Origin of the sequence: Enterobacter sp. KB-221C9 (assembly GCF_041320715.1) — a bacterium.
Classification (GTDB): Bacteria; Pseudomonadota; Gammaproteobacteria; order Enterobacterales; family Enterobacteriaceae; genus Enterobacter; species Enterobacter asburiae_D.
On sequence record NZ_JBGIWG010000019.1, the window covers coordinates 35,351 to 52,881 of the forward strand.

The following is a 17,531-nucleotide window of genomic DNA, read 5'->3' on the forward strand; positions in this document are numbered from 1 at the left end:
CAAAAAAATCAATTTGGCCATTTAGTGGTCAGGGCCGACTGTTGCCTGAAAAAGGGGTCATCATGGAAAAATTAACCTGTTTTAAAGCCTACGATATTCGCGGCAAGCTGGGCGAAGAGCTGAATGAAGATATCGCGTGGCGCATTGGCCGCGCGTACGGCGAATATTTAAAACCACAGACCATCGTGCTGGGCGGCGACGTGCGTCTGACCAGTGAATCCCTCAAGCTGGCCCTGGCGAAAGGGCTGCAGGATGCGGGCGTGGACGTGCTGGATATCGGCCTTTCCGGGACCGAAGAGATTTACTTTGCCACCTTCCACCTGGGCGTGGACGGCGGTATCGAAGTGACGGCCAGCCATAACCCGATGGACTACAACGGCATGAAGCTGGTGCGCAAGGGCGCACGCCCTATCAGCGGCGATACCGGCCTGCGCGACGTGCAGCGCCTGGCGGAAGCCAACGATTTCCCGCCGGTGAACGAGGCGAAGCGCGGCAGCTACAAAAAAATCAACCTGCAGAAAGACTACATCGACCACCTGCTGGGCTACATCAACGTGGCGAACCTCAAGCCGCTGAAGCTGGTAATCAACTCCGGTAACGGCGCGGCCGGCCCGGTGGTGGACGCGCTGGAAGCCCGCTTTAAGGCGCTGAACGTGCCGGTGACCTTCATCAAAGTACACAACACCCCGGACGGCAACTTCCCGAACGGTATTCCAAACCCGCTGCTGCCGGAGTGCCGCGATGACACCCGCAACGCGGTGATCGAGCACGGCGCGGATATGGGTATCGCCTTTGACGGTGACTTTGACCGCTGCTTCCTGTTCGACGAAAAAGGGCAGTTCATCGAGGGCTACTACATTGTCGGCCTGCTGGCGGAAGCGTTCCTCGAGAAAAACCCGGGCGCGAAGATCATTCACGATCCACGTCTTTCCTGGAACACCGTCGACGTGGTGTCCGCGGCAGGCGGCACGCCGGTGATGTCCAAAACCGGCCATGCCTTCATCAAAGAGCGCATGCGCGAAGAAGACGCCATTTACGGCGGCGAGATGAGCGCCCACCACTACTTCCGCGATTTTGCCTACTGCGACAGCGGGATGATCCCGTGGCTGCTGGTCACCGAGCTGCTCTGCCTGAAGGGGCAGACGCTGGGCGAGCTGGTGCGCGACCGCATGGCGGCGTTCCCGGCGAGCGGGGAAATCAACAGCAAGCTGGCGGAGCCAGCCGAGGCCATTGCCCGCGTGGAGCAGCACTTTGCGATTCACGCGCTGGAAATTGACCGTACGGACGGCATCAGCATGGCGTTCCCGCAGTGGCGCTTCAACCTGCGCTCGTCCAACACCGAGCCGGTGGTGCGCCTGAACGTGGAATCCCGTGCTGACACGGCGCTGATGGAAGCCCGAACGAAGGACATTCTGGCGCTGTTGAATCAGTAACAATTGCCCCTCCCGGCGGGAGGGGGAACCGAATACAGGAACAACGATGACGAATCTAAAAAAACGCGAACGAGCGAGAACGAATGCATCGTTAATCTCTATGGTGCAGCGTTTTTCTGATATCACCATCATGGTCGGCGGATTGTGGGCGGTGTGTCGGATCGGCGGGCTGCCGTTCTTATACATGCATCTGCTGATGGCACTCATTGCGCTGGTCGTGTTTCAGATGATCGGCGGGATGACGGATTTCTACCGCTCGTGGCGCGGCGTCAAAATGACCACCGAACTGATGCTGTTGCTGCAAAACTGGACCCTGAGCCTGATCTTCAGCGCGGGCCTGGTGGCGTTCAGCCATGATTTTGACAATCGCCTCGTCACCTATCTCTGCTGGTATCTGCTGACCAGCGTCGGCATGGTGGTGTGCCGTTCCCTGATCCGCTTTGGCGCGGGCTGGCTGCGTAACCGTGGCTACAATCGCCGCTTCGTGGCGGTAGCGGGCGATCTGCCGGTCGGGAAGGTGCTGCTCAACAGCTTCCGCAAAGAGCCGTGGTTAGGGTTTGAAGTGGTGGGGATTTACCACGACGCGAAGCCGGGCGGCGTGCCTGCGGACTGGGCGGGTAATTACGAACAGCTTATTGAAGACGCGAAGGCCGGCAAGATTCATAACGTCTACATCGCCATGCAGATGAGCGACGAATCCCGCATTAAGCAGCTGATGCGCGAGCTGGCGGACACAACCTGCTCCGTGATTCTGATCCCGGACGTGTTTACCTTCAACATCCTTCACTCCCGTATTGAAGAGGTGAACGGCGTGCCGGTGGTACCGCTATACGACACGCCGCTGTCGGGCATTAACCGCGTGCTGAAGCGCGTGGAAGATATTGTGCTCTCTTCACTGATCCTGCTGCTGATTTCGCCTGTTCTGTGCTGCATTGCCCTGGCGGTGAAGCTGAGTTCTCCCGGCCCGGTTATCTTCCGCCAGACCCGCTACGGTATGGACGGTAAGCCGATTATGGTGTGGAAGTTCCGCTCCATGAAGGTGATGGAAAATGACAAGGTGGTGACCCAGGCAACGCAGAACGATCCGCGCGTCACCCGCGTGGGCAACTTCCTGCGCCGCACCTCGCTGGACGAACTGCCGCAGTTTATCAACGTCTTTACCGGCGGCATGTCGATTGTTGGCCCGCGTCCACACGCGGTGGCGCACAACGAGCAGTACCGCTCGCTGATTGAAGGCTACATGCTGCGCCATAAGGTGAAGCCGGGCATCACCGGTTGGGCGCAGATCAACGGCTGGCGCGGCGAAACCGACACGCTGGAAAAAATGGAAAAACGTATCGAATTCGATCTGGAGTACATCCGTGAATGGAGTATCTGGTTCGATATCAAGATTGTTTTTCTGACCATCTTCAAAGGTTTCGTGAACAAAGCGGCGTACTAAGATGAGCTTACGTGAAAAAACCATCAGCGGGGCGAAGTGGTCAGCGATGGCGACCATCGTCATCATTGGCCTCGGCCTGGTGCAGATGACCGTTCTGGCGCGCATTATTGATAATCATCAGTTCGGTCTGCTGACCGTCTCGCTGGTGATTATCGCGCTGGCCGATACGCTGTCTGATTTTGGTATTGCCAACTCGATTATCCAGCGCAAAGAGATCAGCCATCTCGAGTTGACCACCCTCTACTGGCTGAACGTGGGGCTGGGGATTTTCGTGTTCGTGCTGGTGTTCCTGCTGAGCGACACCATCGCCAGCGTGCTGCACAACCCGGATCTCGCCCCGCTGATGCGCACGCTGTCGTTTGCTTTCGTGGTGATCCCGCACGGGCAGCAGTTCCGCGCGCTGATGCAGAAAGAGCTGGAGTTCAACAAGATCGGCATGATTGAGACAAGTGCCGTTCTGGCGGGCTTTACCTTCACCGTGGTGAGCGCCCATTTCTGGCCGCTGGCGATGACCGCTATCCTCGGATACCTGGTTAACTCTTCCGTGCGCACGCTGCTGTTCGGCTACTTTGGCCGTAAGATCTACCGTCCCGGGCTGCATTTCTCGCTCGCTTCCGTCTCGTCCAACCTGCGCTTTGGCGCGTGGCTGACGGCGGACAGCATCATCAACTATGTGAATACCAACCTGTCTACGCTGGTGCTGGCGCGTATCCTTGGCGCGAGCGTGGCGGGGGGCTACAACCTGGCCTACAACGTCGCGGTGGTGCCGCCGATGAAGCTGAACCCGATAATCACCCGCGTCCTGTTCCCGGCGTTCGCCAAGATTCAGGACGACACCGAGAAGCTGCGCGTCAACTTCTACAAGCTGCTTTCCGTGGTGGGGATTATCAACTTCCCGGTGCTGCTGGGGCTGATGGTGGTTTCCAGCAACTTCGTGCCGCTGGTGTTTGGTGAGAAGTGGAACGGCATCATCCCGATCCTGCAGCTGCTGTGCGTGGTGGGGCTGCTGCGTTCCGTGGGGAATCCGATTGGTTCCCTGCTGATGGCAAAAGCGCGCGTGGACATCAGCTTTAAGTTCAACGTATTCAAAACCTTCCTGTTTATTCCGGCGATTATCGTCGGCGGGCATACGGCGGGCGCCATCGGCGTCACGCTGGGCTTCCTGCTGGTACAGGTAGTCAATACGGTTCTGAGCTACTTCATCATGATCAAGCCGGTGCTGGGTTCCAGCTACCGTCAGTACATCCTGAGCCTGTGGCTGCCGTTCTATCTCTCATTGCCAACCCTGGCGGTGAGCTACGGCCTGGGCATCATCCTCAGTGGCCACCTGCCGCTGGCCGCGCTGCTGGCAGTGCAGGTTGCCGCGGGCGCGCTGGCATTCGTCGTGATGATTGTGCTGTCGCGCAATGCGCTGGTGGTAGAGATGAAGCGCCAGTTTTGCCGTAACGAAAAAATGAAAACGCTGCTTCGCGCAGGCTAGTTATTTAAGAGGCCATTATGAAATTATTAATTCTTGGCAACCATACCTGCGGCAACCGTGGCGACAGCGCCATCCTGCGCGGTTTACTGGATGCAATTAACACCCTTAAGCCTGAGACCGAAGTGGACGTGATGAGCCGTTATCCGGTCAGCTCATCCTGGCTACTGAACCGCCCGGTGATGGGCGACCCGCTCTACAGCCAGATGAAACAGCATAACAACGCTGCGGGCGTGATGGGCCGCGTGAAGAAAGTGCTGCGTCGTCGCTACCAGCACCAGGTGCTGCTTTCCCGCGTGACCGATACCGGCAAGCTGCGCAATATCGCTATCGCGCAGGGCTTTACCGATTTTGTTCGTTTGCTGTCCGGCTATGACGCCATTATCCAGGTTGGCGGTTCGTTCTTCGTCGATCTCTACGGCGTGCCGCAGTTTGAGCATGCGCTTTGTACGTTCATGGCGAAAAAACCGCTGTTTATGATTGGCCACAGCGTGGGGCCTTTCCAGGATCCGCAGTTTAACCAGCTCGCGAACTACGTCTTCGGCCACTGCGACGCGCTGATCCTGCGCGAGTCGGTCAGCCTCGACATGATGAAGCGCAGCGAAATTGACACCTCAAAAGTTGAGCACGGCGTGGATACCGCCTGGCTGGTGGATCACCAGAACGACAGCTTCCAGCCGAGCTACGCGGTGCAGCACTGGCTCGACGTGGCGGCGAAACAGAAAACCGTCGCAATAACCCTGCGCGAGCTGGCGCCCTTCGATAAGCGTTTAGGCACCACGCAGGCGGCGTATGAGAAAGCCTTCGCCGACGTGGTGAACCGCGTGCTGGACAGCGGTTATCAGGTGCTGGCGCTTTCCACCTGCACCGGTATCGACAGCTACAACAAAGACGACCGCATGGTGGCGCTGAACCTGCGCAATCTTGTGAACGATCCGTCCCGTTATCACGTGGTGATGGACGAACTGAACGACCTGGAGATGGGCAAGCTGCTCTCCGCCTGTGACCTGACCGTCGGCACGCGCCTGCACTCCGCCATTATCTCCATGAACTTTGGCACGCCGGCCATTGCTATCAACTACGAACACAAATCAGCAGGCATCATGCAGCAGCTTGGTATGCCTGAAATGGCCGTGGATATCCGTCATCTGCTGGATGGTTCGCTGGGGTCGATGGTAGGGGATACCCTGGGTCAACTGCCCGCCATCAATGAACGCCTGGCCGTGGCGGTGAAAGCCGAGCGCGAGAAGGGCATTGGGATGGTGAAATCGGTACTTGACCGCGTACGGGAGGGGAAATGAAGGTTGGTTTCTTCTTACTGAAATTTCCGCTGTCGTCTGAAACGTTTGTCCTGAACCAAATCACCGCGTTTATCGATATGGGATATGACGTGGAGATTATCGCCCTGCAAAAGGGCGATACCAAAAATACCCATGCGGCGTATACCCAGTATGGGCTGGAGGCGAAAACCCGCTGGCTGCAGGATGAGCCGTCCGGGAAGCTGAGTAAGCTGCGCCACCGGGCCAGCCAGACCTTACGCGGGATCCATCGCGCGTCGACGTGGCGGGCGCTGAATGTTTCTCGCTATGGGTCCGAATCTCGCAATCTGATCCTGTCGGCCATCTGCGGGCAAACGGCGCAGCCGTATCGTGCCGACGTGTTTATCGCCCACTTTGGCCCGGCGGGCGTCACGGCCGCGAAGCTGCGCGAACTGGGCGTGATTGACGGTAAAATTGCGACCATCTTCCACGGTATCGACATCTCCAGCCGCGAAGTGTTGAACCACTACACGCCGGAGTATCAGCAGCTTTTCCGCCGCGGCGACATGATGCTGCCCATCAGCGACCTGTGGGCCGGACGCCTGAAAAACATGGGCTGCCCGGGCGAGAAAATTGCCGTGTCGCGTATGGGCGTGGATTTAACGCGCTTCACTCGCCGTCCCGTCAAGGTGCCGGGAAAACCGCTGCAGATCATCTCCGTTGCTCGTCTGACCGAGAAGAAAGGCCTGCATGTGGCCATTGAAGCCTGCCGCCAGCTGAAGGCGCGCGGGGTGGATTTCCACTATCGCATTCTCGGCATTGGGCCGTGGGAGCGTCGCCTGCGCACGCTTATCGAACAGTATCAGCTGGAAGATGTCGTAGAGATGCCGGGCTTCAAGCCGAGCCACGAGGTCAAGGCCATGCTCGACGAGGCGGATGTGTTTCTGCTGCCCTCGGTGACGGGCGCCGATGGCGATATGGAAGGCATTCCGGTAGCGCTGATGGAGGCGATGGCCGTCGGTATTCCTGTGGTATCGACCCTGCACAGCGGGATCCCGGAGCTGATTAAGTCGGACCATTCCGGCTGGCTGGTGCCGGAGAATAACGCGATGGCCCTTGCGGACCGATTAGCTGCCTTCAGCGACATCGACCAGCAGACGCTGGAGCCCGTGCTCCATAACGCCCGACAAAAAGTGGAAGCCGATTTTAACCAGCAGGTGATTAACCGCCAGTTAGCGAGCCTGCTGCAAACGCTGTAACGCCGAGGATGTATGCTGAAAAAGATTACCCGACGCACCTTTGTCTCTTCTCTGTCCGTTCTGGCGGCCACGCCGCTGCTGTCGTCACGCATTGCGCGGGCGGCAGCCGGAAGAACGGTCTCTGTTAATCAGTACAATAACAACGACTGGATCGCCGCCTTTAAGCAGGCGTTTAACGAAGGGGACACGGTTGTTGTTCCTGCGGGACTGACCTGTGAAAACATCAATACGGGCATTTTTATTCCCGACGGTAAAACGCTGCTGATCCGCGGGGCGTTAACCGGCAACGGGCGCGGCCGCTTTGTTTTGCAGGAAGGCAGCAAAGTAATAGGCGAAGGTGCCGGGCGCACGGAGAACATAACGCTCGACGTTCGCGGCTCTGACTGCGTCATCAAAGGGCTGGCCATGAGCGGTTTTGGCCCGGTGACGCAGATTTACATCGGCGGTAAGAAACCCAGCGTGATGCGCAATCTTGTCATTGATAACATCAGCGTGAGCCAGGCCAACTACGCCATCCTGCGCCAGGGTTTCCACAACCAGGTGGATGGTGCCCGCATCACCAACAGTAAATTTAGCCATCTGCAGGGGGATGCGATTGAGTGGAACGTCGCCATTAACGATCGCAATATCCTGATCTCCGATCATGTCATCGACAACATCAACTGTACCAACGGCAAGATCAACTGGGGCATCGGCATTGGCCTCGCCGGCAGCACCTACGATAACGACTATCCAGAGAAGCAAACCGTCAAGAACTTTGTGGTGGCAAACATCACCGGCAGCAACTGTCGCCAGCTGGTGCACGTTGAAAACGGCAAGCATTTTGTTATCCGTAATATAAAGGCCAAAAATATAACCCCTGACTTCAGTAAAAAGGCGGGAATAGACAACGCCACGGTGGCTATTTATGGCTGTGATAATTTCATTATTGATAATGTCGATATGGTTAATAGTGCCGGAATGTTAATCGGCTATGGGGTGATAAAAGGCGATTATTTGTCCATCCCGCAGAACTTCAAGCTCAACAATATTCACCTCGATAATCGACAGCTTGCGTATAAATTGCGCGGAATACAGATTTCATCCGGTAACGCCACCTCGTTTGTGGCGATAACCAACGTGGAAATGCAGCGTGCTACGCTGGAATTACACAACAAGCCGCAACATCTTTTTTTACGCAACATCAATGTGATGCAGGAAGCGGCTGTGGGGCCCGCCCTGAAGATCAACTTCGACCTGCGCAAGGATGTGCGGGGTAAATTCATGGCGAAAGACGAGACGTTGCTGTCACTGGCGAACATTAAAGCTGTGAATGAGAAAGGGCAAAGCTCGGTAGATATTGACCGGGTCGACCAGCAGGTGGTAAATGCAGAAAGGCTGAACTTTGCGCTTCCGCACAGATAATCGACAATGTTCTGTTTTGAGACTATTCCTGGCATAAAAGCGCGATCGAATCAGATTACATCTACAGAAATTTGTGATGCGAAGGCGTAACATTGCTCAAGGATTACGGCAAATCATGCTGGCGAAAACAGGTTAAAGAGCTATAATTCGTCAACCATTTTAAGGTGGAAGAAATAATGATTAATTTGAAAGCAGTCATTCCGGTAGCAGGCCTGGGCATGCATATGCTGCCAGCCACAAAAGCCATTCCTAAAGAGATGCTGCCGATCGTCGACAAGCCAATGATTCAGTACATTGTCGACGAGATTGTTGCTGCAGGGATCAAAGAAATCGTCCTGGTTACCCACTCGTCCAAGAATGCGGTAGAAAACCACTTCGACACCTCTTACGAACTCGAAGCGCTGCTTGAGCTGCGCGTTAAGCGCCAGCTGCTGGCGGAAGTACAGTCTATTTGTCCGCCGGGCGTGACCATCATGAACGTACGCCAGGCGCAGCCGCTGGGTCTGGGACACTCTATTCTGTGTGCCCGTCCGGTTGTGGGTGACAATCCGTTTATCGTTGTGCTGCCGGATATCATTCTGGACACCGCCACTGCCGATCCACTGCGTTACAACCTGGCGGCAATGGTGGCGCGTTTCAATGAAACCGGTCGTAGCCAGGTGCTGGCTAAGCGTATGGAAGGTGACCTGTCTGAATACTCTGTTATCCAGACGAAAGAAGCGCTGGAATCGGACGGTCAGGTGAGCCGCATTGTTGAGTTCATCGAAAAACCGGATCAGCCGCAAACGCTGGATTCCGACCTGATGGCGGTAGGTCGCTATGTTCTTAATGCTGATATCTGGGCTGAGCTGGAAAAAACGAAACCCGGTGCCTGGGAGCGTATTCAGTTGACCGACGCGATTGCTGAACTGGCTAAAAAACAGTCTGTTGACGCGATGTTGATGACGGGCGACAGCTATGACTGCGGCAAGAAAATGGGTTATATGCAGGCGTTTGTGAACTACGGACTGCGTAACGTGAAGGAAGGGCAGAAGTTCCGCGAAAGGATTACGAAACTGCTCGAATCACATGATTAAACGGCAATTTTGAAGATACAGCAAAACAGGAGACTACCCTGAATTTCAGGGTGGTCTTTTGTTCTATTTAAAGTAAATAAACGCATTTTCAAATTTTGGCAATCAATGAGCCAAAATCATATTATATCTCTCCTGCATGTGGTCGGTATCGGCAGGGTGAGAAATTCAATTTCGATTATTGCTTCTGGTAGCCTAAGCCAGGGGCGGTAGCGTGCCTTTTTTACACACAAATCAGTATTGAGCAAAGCAGGAGAAGAAGGATGTTACTTCCAGTGGTGATCGCAGGAGGAACAGGGAGCCGGCTATGGCCGATGTCTCGCGAGTTGCAGCCCAAGCAATTTCTGTCATTCCATCAGGGGGGATCAATGCTTCAAAATACGATCTCTCGTTTGGACGGACTCAATGTGACAAATCCCATCGTTATCTGTAATGAAGATCATCGTTTTCTGGTGGCAGAACAGCTGAGGCAAATGCACAAACTTGCCGGGAACATCATTCTTGAACCTGTAGGACGCAATACTGCTCCAGCGATAACACTCGCTGCACTGCATGCGATTAGCTTAGGGGAAGATCCCGTAATGCTCATTCTGGCAGCGGATCATCTCATCTCCGACACCGCAGCTTTTCATGCTGTCATCACCGACGCGATCCCCTTTGCCGAAGATGGAAAACTCGTCACCTTTGGTATCGTCCCCACTCAGCCTGAAACGGGATATGGTTACATCCAGCGTGGCGAAGAGCAGCATGCTGGCAACTCAACGGCCTGGAAAATCAAAAGATTCGTTGAAAAACCTGATAAAGCGACGGCTATTTCCTATCTTGAAAGCAAAGAATATCTCTGGAACAGCGGGATGTTTATGTTCCGGGCCTCTGCGTATCTGAATGAAGTGGCTAAATTTTGCCCATCAATACTTGATGCCTGCAAGAATGCAATGCAGCAACCTGTCAACGATCTCGATTTTATTAAACTCAATAAAGATACCTTTACGGATTGCCCGTCCGACTCTATCGACTATGCCGTAATGGAGCATACGGAATTAGGGATCGTAACTGCAATGGACGCCGGCTGGAATGATGTAGGCTCATGGTCTGCTCTGTGGGAAACATCGACCCATGATACAAATGAAAACGCATTGATTGGGGATGTATTCACTCATAATACACGCTCATGCTATATACACAGCGAAGATAAATTAACTGCCGCACTGGGATTAGACGATCTTATTATCGTAAATACAAAAGATGCACTGCTTGTCTCCCATAAAAATAGCGTTCAGGATGTCAAAGTCGTAGTTGAACATCTGAAGGCAAATTCACGAAGTGAATGTCGCGAGCATACGACGCGCTATATGCCATGGGGGCATGTTGAAACATTGGTTCGCGATGCACGTTATAAAGTTAATCGCGTAACCATTATTCCTGGCGGCGAGCTTTCACTTCAATTGCATCATCACCGACTGGAGCACTGGGTTGTCTTAACCGGTACGGCGTTGATTGGTGTAGAGGATGAAGTTGTTTACCTGACTGAAAACGAATCTACAACAATTCCGGTTGGTAAAAAACATCGACTTTCAAACCCAGGAAAAATTAATCTTGAGGTTCTGGAAATTCAGTTTGGTAGCTATTTGGGTGACGATGACGTATTAAGGATTTCATAATGGAAGATAAAAATAATAAAAAGTTAACATGCTTCAAAGCCTATGATATTCGTGGGAAACTTGGCGAAGAACTTAATGAAAATATTGCCTGGCGTATCGGGCGAGCTTATGCACAGTGCTTATCTCCGAAGCAGGTAGTGATTGGCGGTGATGTTCGTTTAACTAGCGAATCATTAAAACTGGCGCTTGCAGAAGGCTTGATGGATGGGGGATGTGATGTCCTTGATATTGGGTTGTCAGGGACTGAAGAGATCTATTTTGCGACATTCTTCCTTAATGTAGACGGTGGGATTGAAGTTACCGCAAGCCATAATCCAATAGATTATAACGGGATGAAACTGGTTCGCAGAGGCGCGCGTCCTGTGAGTGGTGATACTGGCTTAAAAGATATTCAAGCGTTAGCAGAAGAAAACAAATTTACGCCCAGCAAGACAAAGGGAAGTTATAAGAAAATTAATATCCTGGACGCTTATGTTGACCATCTGCTGGGATATGTCAATCTTGATAATTTCCGCATCAAACCGTTGAAGTTGGTTATCAACTCAGGTAATGGTGCGGCGGGCCATGTTATTGACGAAATAGAATTACGATTCAAAAAAGCGGGCGTTCCTGTTGAGTTTGTCAAAGTTCATAATGAACCCGATGGCACATTTCCACACGGTATACCAAACCCACTGCTGCCTGAAGCACGACAGGATACTGCAAACGTTGTGTTAGAAACTCAGGCTAATATGGGCATTGCCTTTGATGGTGATTTTGATCGCTGTTTCTTGTTTGATGAGCATGCCAATTTTATTGAAGGCTATTATATTGTTGGTTTGTTAGCAGAAGCATTTCTTAAGAAAGAGCCCGGTGCAAAAATTATCCATGATCCACGCTTAACATGGAATACCATCGATATAGTTGAAAGTGCTGGCGGCATACCCGTTCTGTCGAAAACAGGCCATGCTTTCATTAAAGAACGTATGCGCATAGAAAATGCGGTGTACGGTGGCGAAATGAGCGCCCACCACTATTTCCGCGAGTTTGCTTATTGCGACAGCGGTATGATTCCGTGGCTCCTGGTTGCGGAACTTGTCCTGACGTCAGGTTCTTCACTGGGAGAACTCGTTAAATCGCGCATTGCAAGATTCCCTGTCTCGGGTGAGATCAATCGTAAGGTGGAGAATGCAGTCGAGCTTATTGCTGATATTGAAGCCCGCTATTCTCCGCTGGCTATTAATATTGACTATACCGATGGCTTGAGCATGTCATTTGCTGACTGGCGTTTTAATATCCGTACGTCTAATACTGAACCGTTGCTCCGTCTTAATGTTGAGACGGATGCTGACGAGGAATTAATGATAACGAAACGAGATGAGCTGTTAGAACTGATTAATAGCTGACTCTGATTTGCTCAATCGCGTGGGAAAAATTAATGATAGAAGTTTTATTAGCGGCGTTAGGTTTAATTTTATTTTTTATTTTCCTCACGCTTTCATTAAAATTCAGACTGCTGCTGGTTTTGGTTTGCAGTGTTCCGCAATTATATTTAGTCCAACTGGGTGGGGCCGATGTCCCACTTGCTTTTTTACTCCCTGCACTGCTTCTTCCTGAGTTTTTAAAGAATGCGAACCGGTTTTTAGCTAAACCTGCAATTTTGTCTTTAATTGGTCTGATCTGTATTAGTACAATCAGCCTCGCGTGGTCCGAAGAAAAATCAATGGGTATACGCGATATCGCGTATCTTATAGAGTTTATAGTAATTGCAAATGCAGTTTACGTATTGGGGCTAACAAATAAGTGGGCGCTTTATAAAGTTATTAATGCCATGCTTTTTGTAATCTGTCTTCAGGCAGTGACAGTTATCCTTTTCAGACTAAATGAAACATTAGAATTATCTATTGTTCTCTCTCCGGTAAGTAAGTATTTGATGGGCATGAATACGCTACAGGGATTGCTGGATGGGGCCAGAAATAACTTCTACGATCCTGTAAAAGCAGGTGGCGTATTATTCGTAAATGCGAATGCGGCGGCTTGCTACGCAGGCGTCTCATCATTTATGGCTTGGGGAATTTATAAAGCGCTCAACTCGAAGCTAACGCTGCTGATGGCCATTTTATTATGGGTAACAGTCTTCTTTACAGGCTCTAAAGCAGGCGTTCTTTTTGCAGTACTTATTCCTGTGTTCATCTTCTACCTGAAACTTCAGCGGCAAACAAAGATCGTTGTAGGTTCAGTTGGTGCCTCATTCGCTATTGCCCTTATCGCAATTAGCTTGATATCCAGCGTTGCTGAACAGAGCGGTTTTTTGCAAGAATCGACAAATACAGCAGAAACGCGCTATGAAATTTGGAACTATGCATTCAATGCCTTTTTGAACAATCCGCTTATGGGGCAGGGCTTTGGTGGCTGGGAAATTGACTATAGCAAGCATACGGATTATTTCCTGCCACCACACAATACCTTGATCTATCTTTGGTCCAAGTCTGGGATCATCGCTTCACTTATGGGGCTGAGTTTCATTCTGACAAGTATTGGTGTGGCATTGCGTGCAGTCAAAAATATCAATCCAGAAGAGAAGAATCTCGGTTTCTCCTTATTAATGATTCTTGCATGGCAATTTGCTCACGGCTTTGGTGAAAACTTTGGTCTGATCGGTGAACAGCATCAGATGGTGGTAATGGCAGTAATGCTTGGGTTATGTATGGCAGGAAACATATCGATGGCCCGGGAGAGTAAGGGACAACAATGAAAACAGTCGGTATTTTTCGCAATCAGCTCTTCAAGGGTTCTGAAGTTTTTATACAGCAGCAGGCCGAAGCAATTAAGAATTATAACAAGTGTTATATCGGCAGACGCATGATTGGTAAAAAACCTGAAGGTGCCACCGCGTGCGTACTTAATCCCAACGGTGATATACGGGGCAGGGTGGCTGAGTTGCTCAATGCTGTAACAACCTCAGCACAGCCATACCACACAGCGTTAAGCAATCAACCTTTAGATCTTATCCATGCACATTTTGCGATAGACGGTCTTTACGCCCTTTCGCTGGCGCAGCGAAAAAACATTCCTTTAGTGACAACGCTACACGGCTTTGATGTGACGGTGAGCAATAAAGATTTGCTTAAGTCACGTTCGCCTGCATGGATTAACTACCTTATTCATCAGCACAAAGTCAAAAAAGAGGGAGATAAATTCATCTGTGTCTCCAATTTTATCGCTCAGCAAGCAATCAAACATGGTTTTCCTGAAGATAAGCTAGTTCAGCACTACATTGGCATTGACGTTGATAAATACCAACCTCGCGACCAACGCGACGATCAGGGTATTATTTTACATGTGGCAAGGCTAGTAGAGAAAAAAGGAACTGCCATCTTGATCAAAGCGCTAAAGCATGTCCAAAAAACATGTGCAGATGCGAGATTAGTGGTAATTGGAGAGGGGCCACTGTTGGCCGAATTAAAAACGCAGGTGAGCGCATTAGGTCTTGAACAAAATGTCACGTTTACCGGTGCGCTGCCCCATCAGGACGTTATGGCATGGATGCGTAAGGCCAGTATGCTGATATTGCCGAGCATCACGGCGAAAACGGGTGATGCTGAAGGGCTGGGAATGGTACTCCTGGAAGCCGCCGTAACGGGGGTTCCTGTTATCGGAACTCATCATGGTGGTATCCCGGAGGCGATTATTGATGAGCGAACCGGCTTTTTAGTGACAGAACGCGATGATATGCAGCTGGCAGAGCGAATTTCTTACTTGCTCAATAATGGCGAAGAGCGATTCAACATGGGCAGGAATGCGCGTGAATTTATCTGCGAGAAATTCAACTTATCAAAACAAACGTTAAAATTAGAAAAAATATATCAGGAACTGATTCATGGCTGAACAAGTAATCATTTTTGCACGCTCTCTCCCATTTCATCATCTGGGAGGTATGGAAGTTGTTGCATGGGATCTTGCTGTTCAGTTGCAGGTCACTGGGTTTGATGTCAAGGTTATCACGACGGATTTTGATGCTGAAACTATATCGTCAGAGCATTATCCAGAAATTATTAAAATTAAAAACATTCCTAAAGCACAATATTCACCCGGCTGGTGGACTGAGACTGAAAAACTGATAGCAGGCTGGGATGATAAAGAAAATGTCAGTGCTGTGATCAGTATCAGTGCCGGTGCTTTCAGCACTTTAAAATATAAGCCAAGCTTCCCCAACGCAAAGTTTATCATGCAAGCACATGGAACCTCAGTGGGGGAATTAGTATCAAAGTTAAAAACCCGACAATTAAAAAAAGTATTATCAAGCGTGAAGAACTTACTGGGTTTCTATTCCGATGCTAAGCACTATAGACATTTCGACAGGATCGTAGCTGTTGGTGATGCTGTCAGTAAAGATTTAACTAGCTTCCCGACAAACATGATTTGTGATAGCAACAAAGTGGTGAAGATCGAAAACGGCATTGATGAGCATCTGTTTTCTGACGCCACAACGAGCAAAGACGTCCTGCGGGAGCAATTAGATATAGCACCGGAGTCGTTGGTTTTCTTATCGGCATCTCGGTTGCATGAACAAAAAGGTGTGGATAAGAATATTGAGCTCTTTTCTCAAGTAAAAAAAATCAGACCCAAGTCAAAACTCCTTATTTGTGGAGACGGACCTTATGAACCGCAATTAAGAAAGAAAGTGAATGATCTCGGTCTTGAGCATGATGTTATTTTTATGGGGGCTAAAAACCGAACGCAGTTAGCAAATCTTATGCAATGTGCCGATATGTTTTTATTTCTCACAAAGCGAGTTGAGGGTTTGCCTTTAAATGTGCTTGAAGCTATGAGCGCTGGACTGCCATTGATTATTTCTGAGCACCTTACGTTTAGCGCCGGTCCGAAGATATTTAAATGCAACCCAAACGATATTCCCACCGATAAAGTACAGACTTTTATTGATGACGTCACCCGGTTACAGCGGAAATCCTATATACCCGTTAAAAACACCTTGAGCTATTCAGTGGGTGAGTACATTTCATTGTTTAAAAGATCATCTAAATGAAAAAAGCTATAAGCCAGTTACTTGGCGGAAACATGCTATCAAAAGTTCTGGGATTGCTCAGGGAAATTTTGATGGCAAAATTTTTTGGTACCGGTGATATCAATGGGGCATACCGCATAGCCCAGACAGGCACCTTGGTTCCAATTAACTTCATGACAAGTGATAGCCTGAACTCTGCATTTATCCCGCTATATAAAAAATATCTAACAGAAGATGAATTTCGGGCATCAACCTTCAAGTTGTGCATGTTTTTATTTTTTGCTGTTATCTCGCTGTTGCTATTTTTTGTATTATTCTTTTTATCGGATTACTGGGTGGGCATTATGGCGCCGGGCATTAATGGCAATGCCCGCGAAATGACCAATGAATTGTTCAAAATAATGGCAATTTGCTGTCCATTTTATCTTTGCTCAGGTCTGATTAATTACATATCAATGGCACATGGTGACTACAAACCCATGTCTATGAGAGCATCCATCCAGAATGTTGGTATGCTTCTGGGGGTTGTCGCTGCCTGGTATTATAATAATTATCTGCTGCTGGCATGGGGATTCACCGGTAGCTACATTGCTTTTAGTATCTGGGCGGTGTTGAGGGCGCGCAAAGAACGCATTCTTAACCTTCCAGAACGGTTTGATATGTCTGAAGTTAAGCAGGTGATGAACAGTTTCTGGATTACTCTGCGGCCACTACTTCTGCTACCTTTGATTCTGCAGGGCAATATCACGCTTGAGAGAGCGCTCGCATCGTTAATTAGTATAGATGTTGTTTCTGCTCTGGATTACGCGCGCTTTATTACCGACACGGTCACCTTTATCCTGTCTGTGCCTATTGCCTTTGCCGGACTGCCTATCTGGTCTTCGCAATCTCCTGAAGTCGTGCGAGAGAAAGTGACAATTATTTATAATTGGTTAGCACTTCTCTCGATGAATATGTCTTTCTTTATCTTCGTTTATGCGAAAGATATTGTCATTTTACTCTTTATGAGGGGTGAATTTAACTCACACTCAGTGGCTGTTACTACCGATATTATTCAGGGGATGTGTATTGGTCTTTGGGCTCAGGTTATTGGATATATATTCATAAAGGCTTTAAGTGCACATCTGAATAACAAACAAGTGCTGATTGTCATGATCGTTGCATTGCTGGGGAATGCGCTGGTCAACTTAGCGACCTATAAGGTTTGGGGGGCATTTGGTCTCGGCGTGGGTAACTCGATATACGGCCTGGTCATGTTTGTGTGCAGTGCATGGTATCTGAAAATAGCAAAAGACCTCATACCAGCAGCATTGAGGATTGCGCCTGGCCTGATTATCTACAGTGGATTCATTATGGTATTAGGGCATGTTGTCACTGAACCATCCAGTGTGCTTATCAGATTGCTGGTCGACGGTTCACTCTTCGTCACGTTCGCAATTTTGTGGGCCATGTTATTCCCAATGTATCGAAATGGTATTAAAGGGATTTTCATAAAAAAGGGACTGAGATAACGTAATAA

The 17,531-nt window shown here is 50.2% G+C and carries 13 protein-coding genes; all 13 read left to right on the forward strand.

Annotated elements, in window-relative coordinates; all coding sequences use genetic code 11:
- The first annotated feature begins 62 nt into the window (after positions 1-62).
- The 13 genes from cpsG (AB8846_RS21035) (at position 63) to murJ (ending at position 17,523) form a co-directional block, all read left to right on the forward strand.
- A complete protein-coding gene (cpsG, locus tag AB8846_RS21035) occupies positions 63-1,433 on the forward strand; it encodes a colanic acid biosynthesis phosphomannomutase CpsG (protein ID WP_370733602.1) in 1,371 nt (456 codons plus the stop codon).
- Positions 1,434-1,479: 46 nt separating this feature from the next.
- Positions 1,480-2,874: an undecaprenyl-phosphate glucose phosphotransferase gene (wcaJ, locus tag AB8846_RS21040; RefSeq protein ID WP_370733603.1), complete on the forward strand. Its 1,395-nt coding sequence runs from the start codon at positions 1,480-1,482 to the stop codon at positions 2,872-2,874.
- Position 2,875: 1 nt separating this feature from the next.
- Positions 2,876-4,354, forward strand: coding sequence for a colanic acid undecaprenyl disphosphate flippase WzxC (gene wzxC, locus AB8846_RS21045; protein WP_331411939.1), 1,479 nt, complete (start codon positions 2,876-2,878; stop codon positions 4,352-4,354).
- 17 nt (positions 4,355-4,371) lie between these two features.
- Positions 4,372-5,652: a colanic acid biosynthesis pyruvyl transferase WcaK gene (wcaK, locus tag AB8846_RS21050; RefSeq protein WP_063144519.1), complete on the forward strand. Its 1,281-nt coding sequence runs from the start codon at positions 4,372-4,374 to the stop codon at positions 5,650-5,652.
- A complete protein-coding gene (wcaL, locus tag AB8846_RS21055; protein WP_370733604.1) occupies positions 5,649-6,869 on the forward strand; it encodes a colanic acid biosynthesis glycosyltransferase WcaL in 1,221 nt (406 codons plus the stop codon). The genes wcaK and wcaL overlap by 4 nt, the downstream gene beginning before the upstream one ends.
- A gap of 12 nt (positions 6,870-6,881) precedes the next feature.
- The gene (gene wcaM, locus AB8846_RS21060; RefSeq protein WP_370733605.1) at positions 6,882-8,273 is read left to right on the forward strand and encodes a colanic acid biosynthesis protein WcaM; all 1,392 of its coding nucleotides are present in this window, start codon (positions 6,882-6,884) and stop codon (positions 8,271-8,273) included.
- Positions 8,274-8,449: 176 nt separating this feature from the next.
- The gene (galF, locus tag AB8846_RS21065) at positions 8,450-9,349 is read left to right on the forward strand and encodes a UTP--glucose-1-phosphate uridylyltransferase GalF (RefSeq protein ID WP_331411943.1); all 900 of its coding nucleotides are present in this window, start codon (positions 8,450-8,452) and stop codon (positions 9,347-9,349) included.
- Between the two features lie 260 nt (positions 9,350-9,609).
- Positions 9,610-11,007, forward strand: a complete 1,398-nt coding sequence (locus tag AB8846_RS21070; RefSeq protein WP_370733606.1) for a mannose-1-phosphate guanylyltransferase/mannose-6-phosphate isomerase — start codon at positions 9,610-9,612, stop codon at positions 11,005-11,007.
- Entirely contained in the window at positions 11,007-12,392 is a 1,386-nt protein-coding gene (cpsG, locus tag AB8846_RS21075; RefSeq protein WP_370733607.1) for a phosphomannomutase CpsG, read from the forward strand. The genes AB8846_RS21070 and cpsG (AB8846_RS21075) overlap by 1 nt, the downstream gene beginning before the upstream one ends.
- 32 nt (positions 12,393-12,424) lie before the next feature.
- Positions 12,425-13,741, forward strand: a complete 1,317-nt coding sequence (locus AB8846_RS21080; protein ID WP_370733608.1) for an O-antigen ligase family protein — start codon at positions 12,425-12,427, stop codon at positions 13,739-13,741.
- A complete protein-coding gene (locus AB8846_RS21085) occupies positions 13,738-14,874 on the forward strand; it encodes a glycosyltransferase (RefSeq protein WP_370733609.1) in 1,137 nt (378 codons plus the stop codon). The genes AB8846_RS21080 and AB8846_RS21085 overlap by 4 nt, the downstream gene beginning before the upstream one ends.
- Positions 14,867-16,033 (forward strand): glycosyltransferase family 4 protein, encoded by a 1,167-nt coding sequence (locus AB8846_RS21090; RefSeq protein WP_370733610.1) that lies wholly within the window; start codon positions 14,867-14,869, stop codon positions 16,031-16,033. Before AB8846_RS21085 ends, AB8846_RS21090 begins: the two co-directional genes overlap by 8 nt.
- Positions 16,030-17,523, forward strand: a complete 1,494-nt coding sequence (murJ, locus tag AB8846_RS21095; protein ID WP_370733611.1) for a murein biosynthesis integral membrane protein MurJ — start codon at positions 16,030-16,032, stop codon at positions 17,521-17,523. The genes AB8846_RS21090 and murJ overlap by 4 nt, the downstream gene beginning before the upstream one ends.
- Positions 17,524-17,531: the final 8 nt, after the last annotated feature.

Excerpts from the sequence above, each read along its gene's own strand:
- AB8846_RS21080 (WP_370733608.1), top strand. The coding sequence starts at position 12,425 with ATGATAGAAGTTTTATTAGCGGCGTTAGGTTTAATTTTATTTTTTATT.
- wcaK (WP_063144519.1), top strand. The coding sequence starts at position 4,372 with ATGAAATTATTAATTCTTGGCAACCATACCTGCGGCAACCGTGGCGAC.
- wcaM (WP_370733605.1), top strand. The coding sequence starts at position 6,882 with ATGCTGAAAAAGATTACCCGACGCACCTTTGTCTCTTCTCTGTCCGTT.
- AB8846_RS21085 (WP_370733609.1), top strand. The coding sequence starts at position 13,738 with ATGAAAACAGTCGGTATTTTTCGCAATCAGCTCTTCAAGGGTTCTGAA.
- AB8846_RS21090 (WP_370733610.1), top strand. The coding sequence starts at position 14,867 with ATGGCTGAACAAGTAATCATTTTTGCACGCTCTCTCCCATTTCATCAT.
- wcaJ (WP_370733603.1), top strand. The coding sequence starts at position 1,480 with ATGACGAATCTAAAAAAACGCGAACGAGCGAGAACGAATGCATCGTTA.
- AB8846_RS21070 (WP_370733606.1), top strand. The coding sequence starts at position 9,610 with ATGTTACTTCCAGTGGTGATCGCAGGAGGAACAGGGAGCCGGCTATGG.
- wzxC (WP_331411939.1), top strand. The coding sequence starts at position 2,876 with ATGAGCTTACGTGAAAAAACCATCAGCGGGGCGAAGTGGTCAGCGATG.
- cpsG (WP_370733607.1), top strand. The coding sequence starts at position 11,007 with ATGGAAGATAAAAATAATAAAAAGTTAACATGCTTCAAAGCCTATGAT.
- galF (WP_331411943.1), top strand. The coding sequence starts at position 8,450 with ATGATTAATTTGAAAGCAGTCATTCCGGTAGCAGGCCTGGGCATGCAT.
- wcaL (WP_370733604.1), top strand. The coding sequence starts at position 5,649 with ATGAAGGTTGGTTTCTTCTTACTGAAATTTCCGCTGTCGTCTGAAACG.
- murJ (WP_370733611.1), top strand. The coding sequence starts at position 16,030 with ATGAAAAAAGCTATAAGCCAGTTACTTGGCGGAAACATGCTATCAAAA.
- cpsG (WP_370733602.1), top strand. The coding sequence starts at position 63 with ATGGAAAAATTAACCTGTTTTAAAGCCTACGATATTCGCGGCAAGCTG.